20 protein-coding genes and 3 pseudogenes are annotated in these 22,982 nt (G+C 59.0%); 12 read left to right on the top strand and 11 right to left on the bottom strand.

Going from position 1 to position 22,982, the window contains the following annotated elements; genetic code table 11:
• Positions 1-21: 21 nt before the first annotated feature.
• The 5 genes and pseudogenes from ABIC03_RS26235 to ABIC03_RS26215 all read right to left on the bottom strand — a co-directional run.
• Entirely contained in the window at positions 22-603 is a 582-nt protein-coding gene (locus ABIC03_RS26235; RefSeq protein WP_148744601.1) for a HyaD/HybD family hydrogenase maturation endopeptidase, read from the bottom strand.
• 14 nt (positions 604-617) lie between these two features.
• A complete protein-coding gene (gene cybH / locus ABIC03_RS26230; protein WP_354062274.1) occupies positions 618-1,355 on the bottom strand; it encodes a Ni/Fe-hydrogenase, b-type cytochrome subunit in 738 nt (245 codons plus the stop codon).
• Positions 1,356-1,364: 9 nt separating this feature from the next.
• A complete protein-coding gene (locus ABIC03_RS26225; protein ID WP_354062272.1) occupies positions 1,365-3,155 on the bottom strand; it encodes a nickel-dependent hydrogenase large subunit in 1,791 nt (596 codons plus the stop codon).
• A 20-nt stretch (positions 3,156-3,175) separates the two neighbouring features.
• On the bottom strand, positions 3,176-4,267 hold the full coding sequence (locus ABIC03_RS26220) for a hydrogenase small subunit (protein WP_354062270.1): 1,092 nt from the start codon (positions 4,265-4,267) through the stop codon (positions 3,176-3,178).
• Between the two features lie 193 nt (positions 4,268-4,460).
• A pseudogene (locus ABIC03_RS26215) lies at positions 4,461-4,814 on the bottom strand (nickel-dependent hydrogenase large subunit); the annotation flags it as partial.
• 5 nt (positions 4,815-4,819) lie between these two features.
• Between ABIC03_RS26215 and ABIC03_RS26210 the strand changes: the two are divergent.
• The 3 genes from ABIC03_RS26210 to ABIC03_RS26200 are packed head-to-tail and all read left to right on the top strand — an operon-like array spanning position 4,820 to position 6,974.
• Complete coding sequence (locus ABIC03_RS26210) at positions 4,820-5,401, top strand: hypothetical protein (protein ID WP_502917345.1); 582 nt, start codon at positions 4,820-4,822, stop codon at positions 5,399-5,401.
• 44 nt (positions 5,402-5,445) lie between these two features.
• The gene (locus ABIC03_RS26205; RefSeq protein ID WP_354062266.1) at positions 5,446-6,141 is read left to right on the top strand and encodes a hypothetical protein; all 696 of its coding nucleotides are present in this window, start codon (positions 5,446-5,448) and stop codon (positions 6,139-6,141) included.
• Positions 6,135-6,974, top strand: a complete 840-nt coding sequence (locus ABIC03_RS26200; protein WP_354062264.1) for a hypothetical protein — start codon at positions 6,135-6,137, stop codon at positions 6,972-6,974. The genes ABIC03_RS26205 and ABIC03_RS26200 overlap by 7 nt, the downstream gene beginning before the upstream one ends.
• A 313-nt stretch (positions 6,975-7,287) precedes the next feature.
• Here ABIC03_RS26200 and ABIC03_RS26195 read toward each other — a convergent pair whose 3' ends face one another.
• From ABIC03_RS26195 to aepX, 6 genes are all read right to left on the bottom strand, one after another.
• Complete coding sequence (locus tag ABIC03_RS26195; RefSeq protein ID WP_354062262.1) at positions 7,288-9,264, bottom strand: RiPP maturation radical SAM C-methyltransferase; 1,977 nt, start codon at positions 9,262-9,264, stop codon at positions 7,288-7,290.
• A gap of 638 nt (positions 9,265-9,902) precedes the next feature.
• The gene (locus tag ABIC03_RS26190) at positions 9,903-11,435 is read right to left on the bottom strand and encodes a radical SAM family RiPP maturation amino acid epimerase (protein WP_354062260.1); all 1,533 of its coding nucleotides are present in this window, start codon (positions 11,433-11,435) and stop codon (positions 9,903-9,905) included.
• A gap of 140 nt (positions 11,436-11,575) precedes the next feature.
• Positions 11,576-11,968: a hypothetical protein gene (locus ABIC03_RS26185; protein ID WP_354062258.1), complete on the bottom strand. Its 393-nt coding sequence runs from the start codon at positions 11,966-11,968 to the stop codon at positions 11,576-11,578.
• A gap of 760 nt (positions 11,969-12,728) precedes the next feature.
• Complete coding sequence (locus tag ABIC03_RS26180; RefSeq protein WP_354062256.1) at positions 12,729-12,950, bottom strand: hypothetical protein; 222 nt, start codon at positions 12,948-12,950, stop codon at positions 12,729-12,731.
• Positions 12,951-13,206: 256 nt separating this feature from the next.
• The gene (locus tag ABIC03_RS26175; protein ID WP_354062254.1) at positions 13,207-13,461 is read right to left on the bottom strand and encodes a hypothetical protein; all 255 of its coding nucleotides are present in this window, start codon (positions 13,459-13,461) and stop codon (positions 13,207-13,209) included.
• 523 nt (positions 13,462-13,984) lie between these two features.
• Positions 13,985-14,854, bottom strand: a complete 870-nt coding sequence (gene aepX, locus ABIC03_RS26170; protein ID WP_354062641.1) for a phosphoenolpyruvate mutase — start codon at positions 14,852-14,854, stop codon at positions 13,985-13,987.
• 125 nt (positions 14,855-14,979) lie between these two features.
• Here aepX and ABIC03_RS26165 point away from each other — a divergent pair.
• The 9 genes and pseudogenes from ABIC03_RS26165 to ABIC03_RS26125 form a co-directional block, all read left to right on the top strand.
• Positions 14,980-15,337: pseudogene (locus tag ABIC03_RS26165) on the top strand (transposase); the annotation flags it as partial.
• A gap of 98 nt (positions 15,338-15,435) precedes the next feature.
• Positions 15,436-15,836, top strand: a pseudogene (locus ABIC03_RS26160) (transposase); the annotation flags it as partial.
• Positions 15,837-16,423: 587 nt separating this feature from the next.
• Positions 16,424-17,629, top strand: a complete 1,206-nt coding sequence (locus tag ABIC03_RS26155) for a pyridoxal phosphate-dependent aminotransferase (RefSeq protein WP_354062252.1) — start codon at positions 16,424-16,426, stop codon at positions 17,627-17,629.
• Positions 17,630-17,653: 24 nt separating this feature from the next.
• Positions 17,654-18,469: a phosphocholine cytidylyltransferase family protein gene (locus tag ABIC03_RS26150; RefSeq protein WP_354062250.1), complete on the top strand. Its 816-nt coding sequence runs from the start codon at positions 17,654-17,656 to the stop codon at positions 18,467-18,469.
• Positions 18,466-19,092 (top strand): CDP-alcohol phosphatidyltransferase family protein, encoded by a 627-nt coding sequence (locus ABIC03_RS26145; protein ID WP_354062248.1) that lies wholly within the window; start codon positions 18,466-18,468, stop codon positions 19,090-19,092. The genes ABIC03_RS26150 and ABIC03_RS26145 overlap by 4 nt, the downstream gene beginning before the upstream one ends.
• Positions 19,093-19,134: 42 nt before the next feature.
• On the top strand, positions 19,135-20,298 hold the full coding sequence (locus tag ABIC03_RS26140; RefSeq protein ID WP_354062246.1) for an aminotransferase-like domain-containing protein: 1,164 nt from the start codon (positions 19,135-19,137) through the stop codon (positions 20,296-20,298).
• Positions 20,295-20,813: a GNAT family N-acetyltransferase gene (locus tag ABIC03_RS26135; protein WP_354062244.1), complete on the top strand. Its 519-nt coding sequence runs from the start codon at positions 20,295-20,297 to the stop codon at positions 20,811-20,813. Before ABIC03_RS26140 ends, ABIC03_RS26135 begins: the two co-directional genes overlap by 4 nt.
• A gap of 138 nt (positions 20,814-20,951) precedes the next feature.
• A complete protein-coding gene (locus tag ABIC03_RS26130) occupies positions 20,952-21,782 on the top strand; it encodes a class I SAM-dependent methyltransferase (protein ID WP_354062242.1) in 831 nt (276 codons plus the stop codon).
• Between the two features lie 24 nt (positions 21,783-21,806).
• Positions 21,807-22,820, top strand: coding sequence for a succinylglutamate desuccinylase/aspartoacylase family protein (locus ABIC03_RS26125; protein WP_354062240.1), 1,014 nt, complete (start codon positions 21,807-21,809; stop codon positions 22,818-22,820).
• Positions 22,821-22,982: the final 162 nt, after the last annotated feature.

Here is a 22,982-nt window from a genome sequence, read left to right as displayed (position 1 = left end):
AATCTCCGGCAGTGTGGCCGATCAGGCCGGCCGCGTCTCGTAATGGAGATGATCGATGTCATTGGCGAGCAGCCGCTCGATATCTGCCAATGGCTCGGCGCGTTGGCTCACCGTGAGGCCCCATTCGGCCAGGATGGCGCAAGCGAGATTGATCGCGGGCGCGATCTGGTCGCGCACCGGCGGCGTCAGCGGCCCGCCCCAGTCTTCGAGATCGAGCGGCTGGCAGCCGATCAGCACCAGATGTTTCGGGCAGCGGCCGAGCAGGTCGGCCGCGCTGATGACTTCCTGGAAGCCGGTCTGGTGCAGGCTCATCTTCTTGGCGCCGGTGAAACGCGGCACCTCGTCGTCACGCACAAGCTTCAACTGGCCGGGCTCGAGGCCATAGTCGATCGCGTCGAACACGATCAGGCGGTCCGCCTCTTCCAGATAGTTGACGAGATAGAGCCCCTGCGTGCCGCCATCGAGAATGGTGACATTGTCGGGTACGGCGTAGCGGCGGTGGAATTCCTCCACCGCCCGGACGCCGAACCCTTCATCGGCCCACAGGATATTGCCGATGCCGAGCACCAGGATGCGATCGTCTTGCGAGAATGTCGGCTTCACTTGGCGTTCCCGTTTCAGTCGCGGAATTGCCGTTCGCCCGAGATCATCGAGGAGATGATGCTCTGGCGCGACATGATGTCTTCGCGGATCGCGGTGTAGATGTGCACCATCACGAACACGACCAGCGCCCACATGCCGAGATGATGCCAGGTGTGCACGTCCTGGCTGTTCGGCCAGATCGCAAACACCCAGCCGAACAGCTTATGCTGCCAGCTATCGATGCCGGTGCCTTCCGAATAGAGCGCAAACCCGGTGATGATCATGAAGGCCACGAACAGCGTGAATCCCGTGAACATCGCAATCTGCGCCAGAGGATTATGGCCGACATACATCTTGGGCTCGCGCTCCAGGAACGCGTACCAGCGGATTTCGTGCAGCACTTCCTCCCAGAACTGCTTGCGGTGAACCGGGATGTAGAAGATCTGCCGAGAGTGGTGGTTGCCGACGAAAGCCCACAGGATGCGCGTGAGGAAGAATACCGCGAGCACCTGCCCCGCGGCGAAATGGGCGAAGCGGATGTAGCCCATCACGAAATTGTCGGACGCCTCGCCCGCGACCGTCGGCAACGGCGTTCCGATCAGATAGCCGGTCACCATAAGCACGATAATCGAGAACGCGTTCACCCAGTGACAGATCCGTACCGGCGCTTCGTAGACATAGACGCTGGGACGACCCACCGCACGTTCTCCGGAAGCATCGGCTGCGATCGCCGCGAGGTCGGGCCCGGCGTCCGAGGCAGCTGCATCCATCATGATCCTCTCCTACCTGACCTTGACCTTGGCGAGCTCCTGGCCGTCCGGGCTCATGACGTGCGTCGAACAGGCCAAGCACGGATCGAAGGAATGGATGGTGCGCAGGATCTCCAGCGGCTGCTCGGGATTGACCATCGGCGTGTTCATCAGCGACGCCTCGAAGGCGCCAATATTTCCCTTGGGGTCGCGCGGCGAGCCGTTCCAAGTCGTCGGCACCACGCACTGGTAGTTGTCGATCTTGGTGTCCTTGATCTTGACCCAGTGCGCGAGCGCGCCGCGCGGCGCCTCGGTGAAGCCGACTCCCTTGGCCTCCTTCGGCCAGCTCTCCGGCTTCCACTTGTCGACATTGGCGGTCGAGCTGTCGCCGGCCTTGATGTTGGCGACGAGCTTGTCCTGGAAGTAGCGCATCTGGCGTCCGGCCCAGACGGATTCGAGCGCACGCGCCGCCGTGCGGCCGAGCGTCGAGAACAACGCCGACATCGGCAGGTTCAGATCCCGAAGGAACTTGTCGACGGGATCCTTGAACTCCGCCTTGTTCTGCGCGTAGCCGACGACCCAGCGCGCCAGCGGGCCGACCTCCATGGCGTGACCGCGCCAGCGCGGCGCCTTGATCCAGGAGTACTTGCCGCCTTCGTCGAGCTGCTCGATCGCCGTCTTGGTGCCCTTCGCGTTGGGTCCCAGCACGTAATTCGGCTCGGTGACGCCGTCCCAGGGATGAAGTCCCTTGGTCTCGTCGGGATATTTGTACCAGGAGTGCACCACGAACTCCTGGATCTCGTCGGGATTGGCGTGGTCGACCGGAAGCACCTCGGACAGGTTGCCGTTGATAATGGCGCCGCGCGGCAGCTTCAGGCTCTTGGCGGAATAGTCGTTGGCATGTTCTGGCACATCACCATACGAGAGCACGCTCTGGCTCGAAAGGCCGCCGCCATAGAGCCAATCCTTGTAGAATGAGCCGATCGCCGCCACATCGGGGAGATAGACCATTTCGTTGAACTCGATCAGACGGTCGATGATCGAGGAGATCAGGTTCAGCCGTTCCATGTTGATGGCGCCGACAGCGCCGGTGCCGTCGACATTGATCGGACAGGGCACGCCGCCGACGAGCCAGTTAGGATGCGGGTTCTTGCCGCCGAAGATGGTGTGAATCTTGACGATCTCCTTCTGGAAATCGAGCGCCTCCAGATAATGCGCCACCGCCATCAGATTGGCCTCGGGCGGTAGCCTGTAGGCTTTGCTTCCCCAATACCCGTTCTTGAACGGACCGAGCTGCCCCGACTCGACGAACTTCTTGAGACGGGTCTGCAGATCCTTGAAATAGCCGGGTGACGACAGCGGCCAGCTCGAGATCGACTGCGCCAGCGTCGAGGTCGCCCGCGGATCGGCCGAGAGCGCGGAGACCACGTCGACCCAATCCAGCGCGTGCAGGTGATAGAAGTGAACGACATGGTCGTGCACCTGCAGCGCGAGCTGCATCAGATTGCGGATCGAGTTGGCATTCTCCGGAATTGTGATCCCAAGTGCATTCTCGACCGCGCGGACCGAAGTCAGCGCGTGCGTGCCGGTGCAGACGCCGCAAATCCGTTCGGTAAACGCCCAGGCGTCGCGCGGATCGCGGTTCTTGAGGATCACCTCGATGCCGCGCCACATCGTGCCGGTCGATACGGCGTTACGGATGATGTTGTCGGAATCGACGTTGACCTCGACCCGCATGTGACCTTCGATGCGGGTGACCGGATCGACGACGATGCGCTTGCCGGAATTGTCGAGCTTGAACCCATTGGGTGTCTGGATGCCCATCGCTATCTCCCTGAACTCGATTAGTGATCTTGGTTCGCATCGTCGCGCTTGTTGGCGAGGCGCTTCGCCGCCGTCACCGCGGCATGCGCCGCGACCGCCGCGCCGACGGCGCCGGCTGCCGCCATGCCGATCTGATCGGCATTCTTCTCGATGCCGAACTGCTTGATGTTGGTGAGGCGGTCGTAAAATGAGCCCTTGTCCCAGAAGCCGTCCTCTGAGCATCCGATGCAGCCATGACCCGACTGGATCGGGAAGGAGACGCCGTCGTTCCAGCGCACGGTCGAGCAGGCGTTGTAGGTGGTCGGCCCCTTGCAGCCCATCTTGTAGAGGCAATAGCCCTTGCGCGCGGCCTCGTCGTCCCACTCCTCGACGAACTGCCCCGCGTCGAAATGCGGGCGCCGGTAGCACTTGTCATGAATGCGCTGCGAGTAGAACATCTTCGGTCGGCCCTGGCGATCGAGCTCGGGCAGCTTGCCGAAGGTGGTGATGAAGGTGACGACGCCGGTCATCACCTCGGCGATCGGGGGGCATCCCGGCACCTTGATGATGGGCTTGTTGGTGATCACCTTGTCGATCGGAGTTGCCTGTGTCGGATTGGGCTTTGCCGCCTGCACGCAGCCCCAGGAGGCGCAGGCGCCCCAGGCGATGATTGCCATCGCGTCCTCGGCCATCATCTTCAGCTTCTCGACGAACGGCTTGCCGCCATCGATGCAGAACATTCCGCCTTCGTTCAGCGGCGGATTGCCTTCCACCGCGAGGATATACTGGCCTTTGTGCTTGGCGCGGGTCTCCTCGAGGATGGCTTCGGCCTGGTGACCCGCAGCCGCCATGATGGTGTCGTCGTAGTCGAGCGAGATCATCGACAGCACCGCATCCTTGACCAGCGGGTGCGCGGAGCGGATGAAGCTCTCCGAACAGCAGGTGCATTCGAGGCCGTGCATCCAGATCACGGGCACGCGCGGCTTAGTCTCGAGCGCGTTCGCGATGCGGCTCGCCGCCAGCGGTCCGAGGCCGAGGCTCGTCGCCGTCAGGCTGCAGAATTTATGAAAGCACCGACGCGTGATGCCTTGCCGCCTGATCACGCTGTAAAACGTTTCCGTCGCCGCGCCCATGAGTGCTCCCGTCTTCGGCTTTGACTTTTCGATGACGCAAAGGGTAGCAAGAAGCAGGCCAACAGCCTGGAGAGATTTCAAAAGTGGAGAGATTCCATAACGTTGCGAATTTGAACCACTTTCATGAACGGTACGCGAGGACGCTGCCAACACGAGGAGAGGAAACAATTCGATTTGCAGAAGTTTCCGGGCAATGCGCGGTGCACACCATGCAGGGATCGAACGAGCGCACGATGCTGGATCGCAACCGCACGCGGGCCGGCGTCGCCGACATCAGTGCCGACCAGCGCCCGTTCCAGCGGGCCGCCGACGTCGAAGGAATCGCGCGGCGAGAAATTCCAGATGGTCGGCGCGATGATCTGGTAGCGCTCTATCTTGCCGTCGCGCACTGCCATCCAGTGCCCGAGACTACCGCGGGCGGCCTCGACCAACCCGACATAGCTTCCGTCGGGGAGCTCGCGCGATTTGTCGCAGAACGGCTCCGACAGCCGCAGCGCGCGCGTCCGCTGCTCCATGGCAAGCGCGAGCGCGCGGTCTCGATCAGCCGACGACGTGATCGGGGAAATCTATCTGAGCACTGGAGCGCTCATTCAGGAGCGGCGGACCGACATTGTCTATGGCTGGAACGACACCACTCAAGGCATGCGTCTCGTCTTCGAGTTCAAGCGCATGGGACGGCAAAAGAATTATCTGCTCGAACAAGGCCTCGGTCGTTTCGTCACAGGCATCTACAGCCGCCGACAAGCGGTCGCCGCCATGGCGGGCGTCCTTCTTGATCCGGATGTGGTCCCGCCGATCAGGGAAGCACTGGAGGACGCCGCCCTCGCAACCGCATTGCGCCTTAAGCCTACCTCCGGCGGCGACCCGATAGCGAGGCCGTCCAATATGTTCACGGCGCAGATTTCGACACTGAGCACGAACGAGATCCGTCGCTGGCTCCCACGCACGGCACCATTCGAGTTTCACACTTTTTTCTCGCCTTCGGTATCCGAGAAGCACCCTAAAACTGAAGACAACCTGACGAGGTCTCATAGAGCCCCGCCTAGGCGGGCTCAAAAACGACAACGGAACGTCTCGGCGTTGCTGAAGACACTCGATGCCTCTGGCATGTCCGATGCCAATAAGCACCTGTAAGAAAGAAACGATGATGAATCATCTCCAGCAGCTCCAATACTTGGATGATGACCTTCGATGAGTGCCGACGCTTGACAGCGCTCCCTCCACCATCTGCTGCAGGCGGGGCCAAGGCTGCACTCGATGGCTACGAGTACCAACTCGCCGTCTCGGTGTTGGCGGCTCTGCGGTTGATGTTGATCACCAAATCGGCGACGAGGATCACGCTCGAACCCGCCAACGAGGAAGATCTGGAGTCGGAGCTCGAACCAACGACGCCTGGCCGTGTCCAACCTAGCGCGAACGTCGCAGACAGCTACAAACTCGTCGTGCAGGTGAAGCTGCGCAACAGCGGTCCCTGGTCAATCACCGACTTCGACGCGTTGCTCAAACACGGTACCACCCGTCGGCCGGCCAAACACCACCTCGACGATCCCGGCACGCGCTATCTGCTGATTACCAATGCCGACGCCACCGGCGTGGCCCGCGACCTGCTGGTCCGCGGCTTGGAGGAATGGCCGGAAGAGCGGATTTTCCCGGCCAGCCTGTCAGGGACACTACCCCATGGACCGGAGGGGCGGATCGGCATCTGGGGCGTTCTCACCGAGCGTCTCTTGGACTTGGAGATTAACGACATCCTCGGCTCCCTACTGCGGGTGCCCCAGAGCCGACGAACCGAATGCTGCGCGCGATTGCGCGACGAGCTCTGCTGCGAATGCGCGGAACGAGCCCGGGCGTATGGACGCGCGAGGACTTGCTGAGCCCGATCCGTGGCTGTGGCGGCTATACGATGATCTCTAAGGATCTGCTCGGCTGCGCGACGTCGCGGAACAAAGGCACATGCGACAACCGCCTGAATATCAGGCGAGACGCTCTCGCAGCCTCGGTGCTCAGTGGCCTCCGGACGCACTTGATGGAGCCCGATCTATTCAAGGAATTCTGCGACGAGTTCACCCGCGAGGTTAATCGGTTGCGGATTGAGCGTGGAGCGGGCCTCGCTGCCATGCGAGACGAGCTCCCGCGCATCGAACGCGAACTGGGAAAGCTGCTGACTGCTATTAAGGCTGGCGGTCCGATCGAAGCCATCGTCGAGGACATGAAGCGGCTCGAGGCCCGAAAGGCGGTACTGAAGGACCAGCTTGCGAATGCGGAAGAGCCGCCACCCCTCCTACATCCGAACATGGCGGAGATCTACCGTCAGCGGATCGCGGCGTTCTATGAGAGCCTGCAGAACGAGGATGGGAAGACCGAGGATGGGAAGACCGAGGCGGCGGAAATCTTCCGCACGTTGGTCGATCAGGTGACACTTGTGCCCGACAAGGCTGAACTGGCGATCGTCCTGCGGGGCGACCTGGCCTCGATCCTGCGGTTCGCCGCAAACAAGAAAAACCCCGACGTCCTTTCGGAGGCCGGGGTTTTGGTTGCCTTGCTTTCGCAAGAATCGTTGGTTGCGGGGACACGCAACACCCGATTCCGGCGAAATGGAACGGGTGTTTTCGAAATCGGGGTCTCGCAAGAAATGATGGTCGTGGGGGCTCGTATTACCCGGTTTTTGCGATTGGTGGAAACAGTCATTCCGCGATTGGCTGCCTAGACCATTGCCTTCCCAAAGGTGGAAGTCACACGTTCGCATCGTGTTTGGTGCGCCACATCGTTACAAAACTGGGCACTCCAAAAACTGTCAATCGGCGTTCAAATTTGGCTCGGACACGCTTGGCAAACACGTTGTGCGAGCGCATTCCCTCCTTGAGCTCTTCCGGCGCCCACTGTTCGCCGTGCTGCCAGTCCGGAGGAACATAAAGAGACAAAACTTCCAAAAGTTCGAAATCTCCGCTCCGCCATACTTGGCATCTCGTCGTGCGCCCCAGAAGAAGCGTCTCCCTCCGAGGTGCCCCCCGCAGTTTTCCTCATTCACGCGAGGTACCCAATGGCGCGGCACGTCGGTCGAAATAGCCTCCAGGGAACGCAGTCATCGGAGGGATTGGCGTATATGGATGCCAGAGCGCGAGCCCAACCAGCCGCGCGTCCAGCCGCACAATCAATTTGCGAGCGATCATGTCAGCTATCGCAGCCTCAATCTCGGCCTGCATTACATTCGTCCCGCTCAGCTGTTCGCGCAGGCGGGTTTCAGGCGAGCCTTCGTCCGCAGCCAGAAGAATTTCCCGCTCGAGGCCCCTGACCCGGTGTTCGCGCTCGACCGCAATGGCTCGCGTGTCCTCGACTATGATCTCGTCGCCGCTGTCCCGCATCGACAGCATAGACAACTTCGGCTCGTACCAGGCTTTCAGCCAGGCATCGATACCCTTGGTGACAGCGCTTAGCCCCGGGCGGCGATTAGCGTCGCGCGCCGCGAAATGACCGCCGACATCGTCGTCTTCACTGTCTTCGAAGTAGTAGACCTGATCCGCCAGATCGCGCTCCGACAACGGATAGACGTAGCGATAGGAGACGGCCGGGCGCAGCTTCAATCCATGTTTCTCGGCTGCGTAGTGATAGGGGCTGTAGCGCTGGTACCGCAAACGCACCGCAGGTCCCGGCTGTAGATGATGCAGCAGCGGTAGCAAAGGAGCCATTTCCGCATACCATGCGTCGCTCTCGCCGGGGAATCCCCACAGCAAACTCCAACTGACCCGCACACCGTGCTGACGGCACCACTTCAAGAGCTGGACATTATGCGCTGAGCTCGTTCCTTTGCGCATCAGCTTCAAAACACGGGAATCCAGGCTCTCAATACCCGGTTGGATCCAGCGGACGCCGGCAGCAGCCAGCTTCTCCACTTCGTGGCGTTTCAGGTTGGCTTTGACCTCAAAGAAGATCGCAAGCTTCTCGGGTAGCGCGGTGAGGCGAGGCAGCGCCTTTTTAAGGTAGTCAGTGGCCAGAATATTGTCCACCGCTTCGATGCGCGACGAACCGTAGCGCGCCGACATCTCAATCATCTCCTCTGCGGCCTGTCTCGCAGGTTTCTGGCGATAGGTCATCGATCCGCCGTTCAGCCCACAAAACGTGCAGTGACTCCGCTCGCCCCACCAGCAGCCTCGAGAGAACTCCATCGGCAGCCCGGCATGGATGCGGTCGGCGTAGAGCGACGCGTTGAGCTCGGCAAAATAGTCCGAGAAATCCGGCAGCGGCAGGTCACACATGTTCTCGATCACTGCGCGGGGCACTAAGTCGCGCGTCGACGCCGTGGGATAACCGGCCTCGCGATGCGCCGGACCGAAAACGCCAAATGGCAGGTCAGGAGGCGGAATGTCTCTGCCGCGATTAAGGATGTCCCAACACAGCGGGCCGATCAGTAAGTCGGCCTCGCCCGACACGACATAGTCGACCCATGGGAAACGCATGTGAGTGCTCCGCCCCATTACCGACTCGCAGTTTGCGCCCCCCATGAGAGTGACAAGATCCGGTGAGCGCTCGCTCAGTCGGCGCAGCAACGCGAGCGAGGGAACATGCTGGGTGAAGGTCGAGCTGCACCCGACTATGGCCGGCCGCTGCTCCAATATCTTGTCAGCCGTCCAATCAATAAACCCGCCGATGAGCGAGCGCAGCCTGAGGAAATTCGCGCGACGCTCGGCCAAAGAGTTGCCCGCGTGTATCGGGTTGCGTTCGAAATAAAGGTCCAGGAAGGCGCCTTCTTCAGGCTCGAAGTCGGGAAAAGCAACGCCGGCGAACAGCCAATCAACCAGCGCCTCCTCTGGCGGGCAACTCTCAAGAGGCCCATAGTCGGCAATGCCTATGTATTCCAAAAACCAGATGTTGGGATATGCTATCGTGGCTTGCAGCCCAGCCTGGGTCAGCGCTGACTTCAGCAGACCAAGCGCCAACGACGGTCTTTCGACTGCCGACATAGGCATGTTGACTAAGACGATTGGCACATCGATACTCATGTGATGCCACATTATTTGTGGTGATGTAGGCTAGGCGCGTTCGCCCGGCCACAGCCTCATGCGCTGGACGGCAATGCGAACTTCTGCGCGACTCCGTGATTGGAGCCGTGAACATGAAGTCAACTAATTCAGCGAATGCCATAGGCGGCGCGCTTCGAGCCACGTTTCCGTGTCACGTTCGTTGCCTGGAGACTGGAAAGCATGAACGCGCTAGTCCAGCGGAGGGTGCTAGAGCCGAGCGGTGAATGGGCCGACACACCGCTTCGCTCCCGACATTAAGCGGCGCCACGCCAAGGATCAGGTCGGGTCGAGCCGCTCTTGACGAAGAGCGTGCAGCGTTCCAGTCGTACTCACCGATGTACAAAAAAAGAGGACTTCGCTCGAACCCGCGAGCGCGGAAGTCCTTCGGTCGCGTCCAGCGCGGAGCTACCAAAGCCCATCCGGCGGAGCTCAGGCAGGTGGTAGACCGAATGAGTTCGAGCTGCCTAGGAGAGCTCGGCACGCCAAGAACAGGTTCTGCGGTCGCGTCGGTTCTGCGCGCCATGAAGCCGCGGACGGTGGATGCGAAACGGCTTGCCACCCCAGTCCACACTGCGAGATGGTAAGATGCCGCAGCTCCTCCATACTGACGTAGTACCTCAGTGCGAATGGGCATGATCTACGTCCGTGCGGGAGCCCGCGTATTTGGCAGCTTCGATGCGGCTCGTCGTCCGATTGCTGGTCTGCCAGGCAAAGCGGTCGTCGAGGTCGTCTTCGATTAACCCGGCCGCGTATAGCTGATCGAGCAAGTCAGCGACTGCAAGTACGCTCGTTCCGTCAGTTGTGACCCGCATAACCAGCTCCGACGCTGTGCAGTTGCCGAACGCGATGAGATCGCCAACAGAAATCGGAGCGACGTCGTCGGGCACCCGGTGTTCCATGTTGCGGGCGCGGAGCTGGAAGTACCCGTTCCCTGCTTTGTATTGCAGGTCTCTGCGGAAGCGGATCGGCAGGTGGGGGGCTGGGCTCTCGAGCATATACTGGTCGATCATGCTCTGCAGCCCCTCCCGGAACTCGTCAGGCGTCCTGAAGAAACGTTCACCCAAGATGCGGTAACCGAGAGGCCAGCGTTCGCTCGCCGGTACCGGCGTCACCAGTTGCAAACGTCCCTGCTGCATATTTACGAGGAAGCCGGAAACACACGCGATCGTGGTATGATCGCGTTCCAGCAACGCGATTGCATCATCTTTGATGGCGGACCTGAGCTTCCCCTTCCGCTCGCGCGCGCGTCCGGCGAAAGCCTTTGCGGTCGGCGCCTCCCTGCCCTGCGGGATGAGTTCGACCCCTAGCAGCTCCTCTGGCGAAAACGTCATATGAATCTGATTGAGATGGACTTTGCTCAGCACGGAGAAACGATTCGGCGTGGTGCCATACAGGTTGAACAGTCTGAGCACGCGCCTGGTGAGTGCCTGATCCTTAAGCGATGCAGCGGTCGTTGTCTGCGGCAATGCGCCCGTGATCCGATAGTAGTCGAACAGAAAGCGATCGTAGTGTGGGTTGTCCATAGGATCTGTAGCCCAGTAGCAGAAGCCAGTACGGGCTGCCGAACCAAACACCTCGCTGGCGACGCCAACTACGCCACGCCAACGCTCTGCCTGCTCTTTGCTGTAGTCGTAATAGCCCTTGAACCGGCCGGCAGAGAGGCCACAGAACCAGCAACCAACGGTGCAGCCTTCGCTCAACTCGAAGGCGATGATCGGGTACGTGACCGATAGCGATGATGCGCCCAATTCGTCGTTGCAGCGCCGGATTTGACGCTCGCGCCAGGCATGGAAACGACGGTTAATCGTCGACATTTCGCCTTCGTCGCGCAGGAGGTCGCGATGGCGCAACATCTCGCGCAGATGCTCGTCCCACATCGTAGCCAGCGGCCACTGGGCAGACTCCGGCTTGAATCGGTATTTTTGGTAGTCTCCGTGCCAGAGCGGCAACATTTCCATTGGGTCAACTTCGATGCCGTAGCGCTCTGTTACCGTATGAGGGGCGTCGACGTTCTCCGAAAGCGCCTTGCGGAACTCCACGTCACCGGCTAACCGCTCCGTGAAGCGCTTAACGTGCGACAGGGTGCGCAGTTGCTCGGGGGTGCGACGGTCAAAACTCTGTCGGTAGTGTTCGGTGGCAGCGCGCGTCATCACGTTACGGATAAACCTTGAAGCAGCATCTTATAAGCCTAATGGCGATGATCTCACCCCGGACGAGGCCTGCTTTCGTGTTCTCGTCGCACTTCTCGTCTCCTTGAGCACGAGCCAATGCGGTCAGAGCGAAAGGCGTGTCAGGCCGCGACCGCAACAACAACAACCAGAACAACAGCGACGGGCTCGACTGCCGAGGCGAAGTGAGAGTGCGCTTCCGCGACCTGTACGCCGCTCGTGGGCACCTCCGCAGCGGACCTGGCCAACCCGGCGGCTTGCACAACGCCGCTCGAGATCGCAACACTCGAATCAGGGTTGGCGCCGGCAGTCGCATCGAGCTGTTTACTGATCAACTCCTGTCGACTTCGACACCGGATGTAACTCTTCGCTTCATCAAGACTAAAATTGTAGCCGTGACTTTTTCCGACCGCTACAATTGATGCAAGACCTATAGCACTCGGTTTTGCGTTTTCGAGCAGATTGCCCTTTTTCCCTAGATCGTTGACAAATCGCTCTATCTCAGTTCGCGACACAGTCAGTCTCCACGTCTTCGCTTAATGTTGCCAAACTATGCACGATGCCTTCGCAGGCGATCGACGCCGACAGCGCGAACAAAGCAAGCAACGCGCCAGAGTGAAAATTGCTGATTTTTCGCTTTGTCTCGCGTCGTCAACACGACAGCATTGGTTTGGAACCGACAACCGGCCCACGATTCGGGACAAGATTTCGTTGTCGGTATCTAAAGTCGTCCGGTCTTTAATCGCTGGCGACAGCAAACCGAGCGGCCGAGTGCAGGGCGATGGCGTCGGACACGCATGCAGGATGCGGCATCAACCCGGGCTATGGCTTTACGCGCCAGCGCAGAGGACATTCGGGTGGCACCTCTCGTTACTGATCGCTCGACCAAAGCGAATCAAAACAGAATCCAGCAATCTCTTGAGATTGCTGGGCTCTTCGATCGATTTAGTGGCGGATTCGAAACGAACGCCAGATCGAAGACCCTCGTTTGTGGTTCCCGCTTCCGCGAGCCAAGTGATAATCGGTTCCGAGGAGGCGGACGAGGTTCTCACCACGGTTTGTTCACATCATTCACTTGAAGCCGACCCAATTCAGCGCAACGGCCTTGGTCTGAGTCAGGCGTGGATGGACTGATCATTGGCGCGCTCTGACCGCGGGACTTGTCGATGCTAATGGTGACTAGCACCCTGCCCAACAGGTGGCGCGTTACCGCGTCGGCCGCCGCCGGCTTGGCATGATAGAACCCTACGGTCGGGCTGCGCGCCACCTGCCCTCTTAAACAACCTCAGACGGCGAGCTGATCGTCTCCGAGCTCTCGTCGCGGTTCAGGCGCTCGTGCACTGCCCTGCTGGGCTTGAAGACCCGAAAGCTCTTTTGCTCGATTTGCACGTACTGCAGGTCTTCCATCTTTTGCGAATTGCCGTTGCGGTCAAGCGCCGGAATTCGTTCATTATTGATGGGATTCCACATCGAGAGGTTCATGTTCTTGATTTCCACGGTTGGGACATCCGAAATCAGGCAATTGTTCGGATCGCCGGTAACCCGCCCAGTGTCGTGTCATGCATCATCCAGGCATGACCGCTCTTATCCGCGCGAAGATCGAGTTCGACAACCGTGGAAACCGTGCTGGAGCGCGTTGTCGGCCGCTGAAATGGTGTTTTCGAGAATGCCCTTGGAATTAACGAATAGACCGCGGTGCGGCAGTATCTGCTTCCGATGCGGATCGATGTACGGGTCTTGGCTTCGGGGCCGGTCAGGAAGAGATCGTTCCCGTAACCGGGGGTGTCGATTTCGGACTTTGCGTCGCCAGGAGCGGGCCTATCAAGACCGAAGCTGGAGCGGCCTTGTTGCTGGCCGCCAGCCAGTCGGTGATCGTCTTGTTGACGGTGCCATCGACGGGATCGTTCGGATCATTGGAGCCAAATGTCTGGATTGTCTCGCCACATGCGGGAACCGGTAGAGAGATGGCTTTAGCGCCCGGCTGCACCCGGCCGATTTGGGTTTGCAAAGCCAGCCTCCGCTCATCTCCCGCGTTCGCATCGGTGACACTGCCAGCCGCAGTTGAGGCGACAACTATGGTCCCAATCAACCCTAGCCGGGCCAGTTGCTTGCGCCAGCGGCACATACTGAAAGCGAAACGTTGCGAACGGCGCCGCCACGCAGATCTGTCACGTTGGCGGCGGTGCCCGAAGAGTTGAGCAGAACCGTCCGTTGCCTTAAACCTATGCGCTCTCCGTCGGTCTCAAATGTTACTTGTGGTTGCTGTTGCGGTGTGGAGTCTACCGGCTTTCTTGAAGAGGACGACGGATCACCGTCCGCGTTGGCGCCTCTCCAAGAGAGAAATGAGCCCCGTAAATCTGCAGCATATTCGGATCAGCCGCGCAAGAGCTGTCGCGCCCGTCTATGGCGCATCCAATTTTGGGAGGGAACGCCTGTGCTTCGCTGGACAATGCGGTGGAGCGTAAGAGTAAGGCGGCCGATTGAATGCCGGTGGTCCTTCGAGAACGAGTTTGTTGCGTGTAAATGGGAGATCATTGCCCTGAGTCAAGAGGGTGAAGATAGCGCGCGTCCGCGCGGGCAAGTTCGTCATACCTCAAAAGCTCGAAGACCTCGTCGAGCGTCGCAATATTGGGCTCGATACCGGCAACGCCTTCTTCGGCAATGATACGACGGCAGATCTGCTGCATTGCCGCTATTGCAGCTCGCACTGAGTGGTTGGCCCAGATCACTGTTGAGATGCGGGCATTACGATACGCAGAGACTGGTGTTCGATAGTATGTCGTTGGCACGATCACGACGGGCAATCGGTTTGGCCAGGTGCGCGTGAAGGAAAGAACCTCGTCCGCGGTGCTCCTTCGCGAGTGAATGAGGATCGCATCCGCACCCGCGTCCGCGTAAGCATGAGCGCGTAAAATGGCTTCGTCCATTCCATGCCCCGCGATCAACGCCTCGATCCGGGCCACGAGGACCAGGTCTTCCGCGACTGTATCCTTGACTGCCCGCAGGCGGCCGGAGAATTCGTGGATATCGGCGAGGGGATGACGATCGCCAATGAGCGAGTTCATCTTCGGAAAGCAGCTGTCCTCCAACGCAACGCCCGCAGCGCCTCGTTGACGGAGCTTGCGGGCAAGGAGGCGTGCATTGTTGAAATTCCCGAAGCCGCCATCGCCGTCAACCAGAACAGGCAGCTTGCTCGAGTCCACGATCCGCTCAACTGCATCGACAAGTTGGCACCATGACGCTTCGTTGGCATCACGATACCCAAGAGAGGAGGCAATTGAAAGACCGGACGCCCAGAGACCTTTGAACCCTGCGCGCGCGGCGATCGCAGCGGAGAGGCCGTCATGCGCTTCCATGAGGAAGGAGAGTTCAAGATTGGAACACACCTGTGCGCGCAGCATTTCTGCGGACGAGGATGCGGTGCATCGATCAGGATCGTTGGCGAGTACAGATTGCGGTTGATGTTTCATGCCGAAGACCCCAGGAGCGACGGTTGAGGAGCCCGACTGAGCAGCGCAACCTTCATTCGGCAATCACTCGGCTTTTCTGTCATCTAGATCAATTAGTAGACTTGATAGTTGACGGGGCGTTCCTCGTCCGTCCGGTCGAGGGCGATGGCTCTCTCTGTGGATCGACGCCACCTACGTGAAGGTGCGACGGCAGGGGCCCATTGTCTCGGTCGCGGGGATCGTCGCGATCATCGTACAGGATGGCCGGCGCGAAGTCCCCGGCGTGGATGTCGGCCCATCCGCGGATGGCGTTCCTGCGCAGGCTCGCCAGGCGGGGTCTGCGCGGCCTCAAGCTAGTGAATCTCGGACGCCCACGAGGGCATCAAGGCCGCCGCCGCCAAGGTACTGAACGCCACGAGACAGCGCTGCCGGGTGGAGGTCGTCGAAAGAGTTCGCGCGGACTGATCCCGTTTTCCTTGTGATTCGCGGTCGGAAGGGCGCCGCATGCTGGGAAGGAACAGGATCAGCTAGAGCTGTTCGTCACGGGCTCGCTTGGCCAGCCAATCCCGACGATCACGTGCTGGTTCGTCTCGACCGCGTACTCGATTCTACACTACGAAGTCTCACTGTTGTTGCCTGTGCGATGGCCGGGCGATTATCCGGAAGTCGCCGTACGGTTGATGCTCTCTGGGCTGTCACTGGGCATCGTCGACGATCGGAGGCTCAAGTCAATGTCGCCATCCGATGGTTCGTCGGCTAAGGACCGCATGACGCTCGTCCCGACCACTCCAGCTTGATACGCATCCGCGAGCGGTGGGGTGCAGAGCGCCATCGCATGATCTTCAAGCGGACGGTCGGGGCCCGTCTCAAGGCGAAGATCGCCACCGCTGAGGTCGTTCACATCGATGCATCGCTCATCCGCGCCGTTGTGACCTCAATAGGCCTCGTCGGCGGCGCGGGCGGCACTCTCAGGATCGGACGGCGCATGTTTCAACCGCCTCGTGCATCGACATGCTTGCAAATGATAGAAGCCATCGCCAAGGGCAAGTTTAGACCTACTCGACTCCGAGCACCGTAGAGCCGCAACTCTCGTCTCAATTCTAACGACTTACGTTTGCGCTCGGGTCAACTACCAACGTTAGTATCTGATCTACTGATGGGAGCAAACTATTTGTCGGATGAGCATCGGGCTACGCAAACATCAACTGCAAGGAGTTCAGCATGCATACTCACTCAAAATCTGTTCTGGCCGACGGCCGCGATCGATGCGTTGGCTCCTCGGTTCCAAAATACTGTGTGCTCAGGTCTGCTCCAACCGCGCCCCTTCTTCCTCCTGTAAGTGCAAAAAGGCACCCTGGCGCGATGAAGGGGTCGCCGGTCTCAATGAACGGTTAAACCCCATTTGGCTACGACGCGGTTGTTGAACGGAAGAGTGATATCCACCGAGGCACATCGCGTACCGGCGGCGAAGCGGTTGCGATCAACTTAACAAACTCGGCAATCGATGCAGGAGGAGCGCACATGTTGGCGCAACGGATGTCTTTGCTGTCAGGTTCAGGCACTGCCGCCGCCCGTGAGGCGGCTAAGATCGCTGCCGCGACCGGCCGTCAGATTATCGATCTGGCCGCCGGCGAAGTCATCATCAAGCCACCATCATCCGTGCGCGAAGGAGCGATTGCCGCCATCAATGCCGGGGCGAACCGGTATACCGATTCCATCGGCTTGACGCCGCTTCGCGGCGCCGTCGCCGCAAAGCTGTCTGCGGAAACAGGCATTGACTGGAATACGGATAACATCGCTATCACTGCGGGTGCAAAGCAGGGCCTGCTCGACGCTGCCTTGGCGGTGTTCAATCCTGGAGATGAGGTCATCATCATTCGCCCCTGCTGGCCGACATTCCCGTCCCAGGTTCTTCTCGCTGGCGCAAAGCCCGTGTTCGTTGATGTTCGCGCCCCGACATATACTCCTGATATTGTCGCAATTCGGGCCGCTGTCACCCCGCGCACGAAAGCCGTTATCATTAACTCGCCGAACAATCCGACCGGCGCAGTCTATGATCGAACGACTCTACAAGCTATCGGCGATCTCGCGATCAACTATCAGCTCTGGATCGTTTCCGACGAAAGCTACTCCAGCTTCGTATTCACCGGTTCGCGCCATGAGTCGATCGTCATGGCGCATCCCGGCGTCCGTTCAAGGACAATCCTGGTCAACGCCTTCTCAAAAGAGCTGGCGATCACCGGTTGGCGCCTGGGTTACCTCGCAGCTCCTCCAGAGATCGTTTCCGCGGCCAAGAAGCTGCAGAGCCATACGACCTCGAATGCCAATGTAATCGCACAGCACGCCATCCTGCATCACCTTCAAGTCGGCGACGGCAGTTTTGAACGAAAGATGCATGAGCGTCTGTCCGACGCTCGCAACAATGGTCTTCGCATCCTCTCTGGTCTGCAGGACGTAAGCTCGCCGGGCGCCGACGGCTCGCTCTTCTTCTATCTCGATCTCAGTAGGCTTGTCTCAGCTTTGCCGGCCAGCGGTCACCTTCGATCCACCGACGACATTGCACGATTGCTCCTGGAGGAAGCCGATGTGGGATCCGTTGCCGGCGGTACCTTTGGCGACGTGAATGGCCTGCGTCTCTGTTTCGGTGCTCCACCAGACCTGCTGGAGACGGGACTGAAACGCGTCGTCGAGACCCTGAACAGCCTGAAGACCAGGCAACCAGCCTGAAGCTTGCCAGAAGGACGTTTCAAAATGCTCAATGGTACACGGGCGGTGATCCTTGCCGCAGGAATGGGCTCGAGGCTGCGCCCCTACACGGAATTTGTTCCGAAACCTTTGGTGGAGGTGAACCGAACCCCGATGCTGCACAACGCGCTGCATCAGTTGTCTGAGCTCGGGGCTCGCGAAGCAACCATCGTCGTGGGTTATCGCGCGCAAGCCATCGAACAGTCCTGTGGCCATCGATTCGAGGATGTCGACATCGAATATATCCACAATCCCATCTTCGATCGGACCGGCAGCGCCTATTCCCTATGGCTAGCGCGAAATACAATGCTTGCCGGCGACACCGTCTTTCTCGAAGGCGATGTGTTCTTTGAGCGCGAAGTCCTCGAAAGAACTCTTCGAACGGTCTCATCTACCAAGCAGAGCGTGGCGGCTGTGGCGGCGTTCAACGCAGCAATGAGTGGTTCCGCCGTCGAGCTGGCTGACGATGGTTCTGTCGTCACGTTCGTCATGAACCAGACGCCCGTCGAGGCCCGGGCCAGGGGTCTCTTCAAGACCATCAACCTGACGCGCTTTTCCGCAGACGCCTCGCGCGAACAGCTGGTGCCAGCACTGCACCAGGCTGTGGAAAGCGGGCATCGTACGGCCTATGTCGAGCAGATCCTCGCTCGGCTTGTCGAGAAGCGAGAGCTGCAGCTTTCAACGGCGGATTGCAGCGATACCCGCTGGTTCGAAATCGATAGCGAAGATGATCTGCGCCTAGCGGAGAAGATTTTCGCGCCGTCGATGGGCCGCGCACTTTCCGCGGCGAGTTCCATCCCGCTGACGGGAGCAAGGCGATGATCGGGTATCTGCGTGACTACGCAAATGCCATCACCGCCCTCGCCTATCTGTTTGCCGTCATTGGGCTGTTCCTGGCCTTAAACGGCAAGATAGAGCTCGGCGTTGCGGCAATGCTCTGGACCTGGTTTTTGGATCATTGGGACGGGCATGTTGCCCGCAAGACGAGCCATCTTCGCGGTCGAGGTGTGCCGGAGTTCGGAAAGAGCTTTGATGGATTTGCCGACTTCTTTCATGGAGTCGCGTTCCCGGCCGCGATCATTATCCTTCTTGGTCAAGGCTCGATGCTGTCGCTCGTCGCGAGCGTGCTTCTCGTTTTAGCGGGTGCCATCAGGCTCAGCTATTTCGAGAACGTGGGTCTTACTGCCGACGCTCGGTTCACGGGCATCCCTGTTTCGTACGATACGCCACTTCTTGCGATGCTCCTCCTTTCACGGTCGCACTTTCCTGACGACCTTTTTCCGACCGTCGTGGCGATCGCTTTCATCATTCTTGCAATGCTTCATGTCACAACTGAGATTCGGGTTCCGGCTATTCGGGGGATCGCAGTCCCCATCGCCACCGCCTTCGCGATCGCGGGCTCTATCAGTTTAGTGATGATCTCCCGATCTGGCCTTCAGCACTAGGATCAGCGGCCAATTCATAAGGTTATGACTAGCGAGAGCGAAATGAACGATCTGACCAAGCATGGACAAGCGCAGCCCTTATCACCCAAAGTGATGCCGATCAATTTTGGTCGGAATTTTCCACCTCCCAGCCCCGTGGTTCAACGCGCTTTGACGGACACCTTCGCCGACCTTGGACGTGCAAATATCGCGGATGCCATTCGCTTTCCGCGCTTCATAGGAACTGTGGGCGACCGAGACGCGGGAGCAACGTGGCTTAGTCGGCGGCTTGGCCAGAAGCCGAGCCTAGAGCGTGTCGTCCTCGCAAACGGCTCGCAGAGCATCCTGGCGATGTTAATGGCTCGGTTCGTCAAACCCGGCGGTGTCCTTCTAACGGAAGAGCTGACCTATCCAGCAATCAAGCCACTTTCGGCTCTATTCGGCATCGAGCTCCGCGCTGTGTCAATGGATGTTGAAGGGATAGATCCGGCGAGCCTTGAGAAGGCCTGCGTTGAGCTGGGCGACAATGCTCGGGCCCTCTATTGCATGCCCACACTGCATAACCCAACATCTGCAACGATGTCTGAGGCAAGACGCTCAGACATTGCGACGGTGGCTCGTCGACACGATCTTTGGCTCTTTGAAGATGATATATATGGCGTGCTGCCGGAAGAGGCGCCTCCCCCACTTTCTCTCTATGCGCCCGAGCGCAGCTGGTACATTTTGGGACTTAGCAAATCCCTCGCCGCGCAGCTTCGGGTGGCGTATGTCGTAGGTCCTAATTCGGACATCTCGCAAAATGTCTTTTGGCCTGGAGTGCGGACCACGAATTGGATGGTGGCCCCGCTTGTGGCGGAGGTCGCATCGTATTGGCTCGTAAATGGGATCGGCTCAGAAATACTGCGATCGGTGCGGGCGGAGACCCTGAGGCGCCGGGCCCTGGCTGCGTCGACCCTTCCGCGGATGCAGCTATCTCCAAGCGCATTCAACTATCATCTTTGGATCGACTTGCCTGAGGCATGGCAACTTGACGCCTTTGTCAAGGCGGCCCTCGATGCTGGAGTGATTGTTGGCCCCGGTGATTCATTCGCCGTTAACAATCAACAGGGCGACCGCAAATTTCGGCTCGGTCTAGGCGCGCCGTCGGATCAGGATGCACTTGTTCGAGGGTTGAAGGCAATTGCATCTCTCATGGATGCGTCTGCGGATCGGGAGTTGAACCAATGAAGGGCCAGGTAACGCAAGCTCACGTAACAGGTCAGTTCCCCACCAGCGATACCGATCTGCACGTTTGTCTCATTTCCGAAGAAGCAGGCTTTGACCTCCGGACTTCGGAATTGGCACCTGCACCTCCGAAACCAGTGCCGGCCTATCCTGACGCCAAAGCCCTATTTCACGTCGGTGCCTACTGTGGATCGGTCCTGGCGTCCGTTGGTACGTTTACTCTCGAAGACATGGATTCGGAACAAGGAAGTCAGTCATCCGGGCGCAGTTGGAGAATTCGTGGAATGGCAACGGCAAAAGATTTTCGTCGCCTTGGGTTTGCCAGTGCCGTACTCGACCATGGTTTACGTGAACTCCGTAGGCGTGGTGGGCTCCTGGTATGGTGCACCGGGCGAACAACGGCCGGCTCGTTCTACCGACACCATGGGTTCGAACAGATTGGCGGCGAGAGGCAGGCGCCGGGCTTTCAACCCCATTACCGCTTCAAAAGAGCTATAGGACAGTCGCATCATTCTTGAGCCATGAAGCTAACAACGGGCTCGCAGGCTGCTTTGGACTCTGCTCTTTTTCAAGTTTAGCTCAGTACCCAGCTGTCCGTCCAACGCCCTCATTGGCTCGGTGTGGAATCGAACGAAAACGTTCTTTGGAGAACTCTCATGCCGACACAGGTTTCAGCGAAATCCCTTGGATGGGAACATTATCAGACACTTGGTGAGCACTACGACAAAGAACGACCGGGATATCCCATCTGCGCAGTTCATGAAATTGCGGCGCGGGCTTTGTCATTGCATCGCTCTTCCCGCCGAATAGTCGACGTGGGCAGCGGAACGGGTATCTTCACGCGAATATTGGCCGATGCTCTCGACGGGTCGTTTGAAGTCCTTGGTCTAGAGCCAAGTTCGATGATGATCCGCCGGGCTATTGAAGCAACAACGACCGTTCGGGCCATTCGGTTCGTCCAATCTCCGGCCGAGCAACTTCCGTTCAGCGACCGAACCGTTGGCGTTATAACGGCTGCTGGTGCCGCGCAACTTTTCGACCGGATGCTGTTCTACGCAGAAGCGCACCGCGTCCTGGCAGATAATGGTTTCCTCGCGATAATGCAGAACAAGCGCCGCCACGAGACCGGCTTCTTCCAGTCCTTCGAGTTATTCCTCGAGAAGTTTGTTTCCGGCTATCGAACAGGCACATACGCGGATGCTGGGGGCGGACATTCGGTCGCCGACTTCGAGGTTGAACTTGCCTCAGATGATCGATTTTCAAACGTCATGGTCCAGAGATGGGAATGGCCAAGAACGTTTACTACCGAGAGCTTTGAGGCATTCGCTTTGTCAACAATCCAACTCAAAATGGCGCGGACGGTGCACGGTAACGACATCATCATCAAGGAGCTACGGTCAATCTTGTCGGACCATTGTGACGCAGTTGGCACCATTGATGTGACCTACAGTACCGAACTTACAACTGCAGTACGGACCGTGCAGTAATTATATTCCGTAAGCGGACACACCATGCAGCCGTCAAGAATCTGGTCGGAAATCGATCTTCAGCAAGAAGGCAAGGCCACGGGCTATCTTCGCGTGCCGATCTCGACCAATGCCTCAGCATACGGATGGATCCCAGTTCCGGTTGCGAGCATCAAGAATCGATCTGGCCCTCGGGTTTTATTGATTGCAGGTAGCCACGGCGATGAGTGGGAAGGCCAGATCATGCTCATAAAGCTGATCCAGTCGCTACAAGCACAAGATATTCAGGGGCATTTGATAATCCTCCCCGGTGCGAATGCGCCAGCGGTTGCGGTAGGCCAAAGAGTCTCTCCCTTGGATGATGGAAACCTAAATCGTAGCTTTCCGGGGGATCCAAATGGGACCCCGACGATGATGATCGCCCATTTCATCGAAACGGTCCTGTTGCCAGGCTGCGATTTGGTTTGTGATTTTCATTCGGGAGGGAGCTCGCTGGAATATCTGCCTTCTACTGTGATTGTTGCTCCGAAGTCCGCTTCACAACTCTGCCAAAGTGTGGATCTCCTCCGTGTATTCGGCTTACCTGTTGGGTTCGCAACCGATGCGTCGACAGGCGCAGATCGCAGCCTGACCGGCGCTTGCGATCGCGTGGGGACCGCCGCTTGTCTTTCGACCGAATTGGGTGGAGGGGGAACCGTTTCACGTAATTTGCTACGCGCTGCAGAGGATGGTCTTGCGCGCGTTTTGCATCATATCGGTGTCCTGACCGCTGCCCCGAGGGCGCCCCGTCTTGGTTCCACCCAACTTCTCTATCGCGTTCGACCGAACGACTTTGTCTACTCTCCTGCAAATGGTCTATTCGAGCCGCTTGCAAGTCTTGGAGATACGGTCAGCGATGGTCAGCAGGCGGGGCGCATTCACTTTACTGAAGAGCCTTGGCGGACGTCAGTCACAGTTAACTTCGGGAAGGGCGGCGTCGTTTTGTGCCGGCGTTTTCTGGCGCGGGCAACCCTTGGGGATTGTCTGTTTAATGTCGGGAGGGCATGGACGCCCGAATAGTGTGATTGAGCTGCGAGATAGGAATTGTCATGACGTTAAGCCCTCAACCTCGGTCCTTAAGCGATCAGCTTCGGTCAAACGAGAAGCAACGCCGTGGTTGGATCTACGACGCGTTGGGCGTCCAGCCGATTGTCAATTGCGCTGGGACGAGGTCGAGTTTTG

This window comes from Bradyrhizobium sp. RT6a (assembly GCF_040547675.1).
Lineage (GTDB): Bacteria > Pseudomonadota > Alphaproteobacteria > Rhizobiales > Xanthobacteraceae > Bradyrhizobium.
The sequence above is the reverse complement of the archived record's forward strand: the minus strand, read 5'-3'. Positions and strand labels throughout refer to the sequence as shown.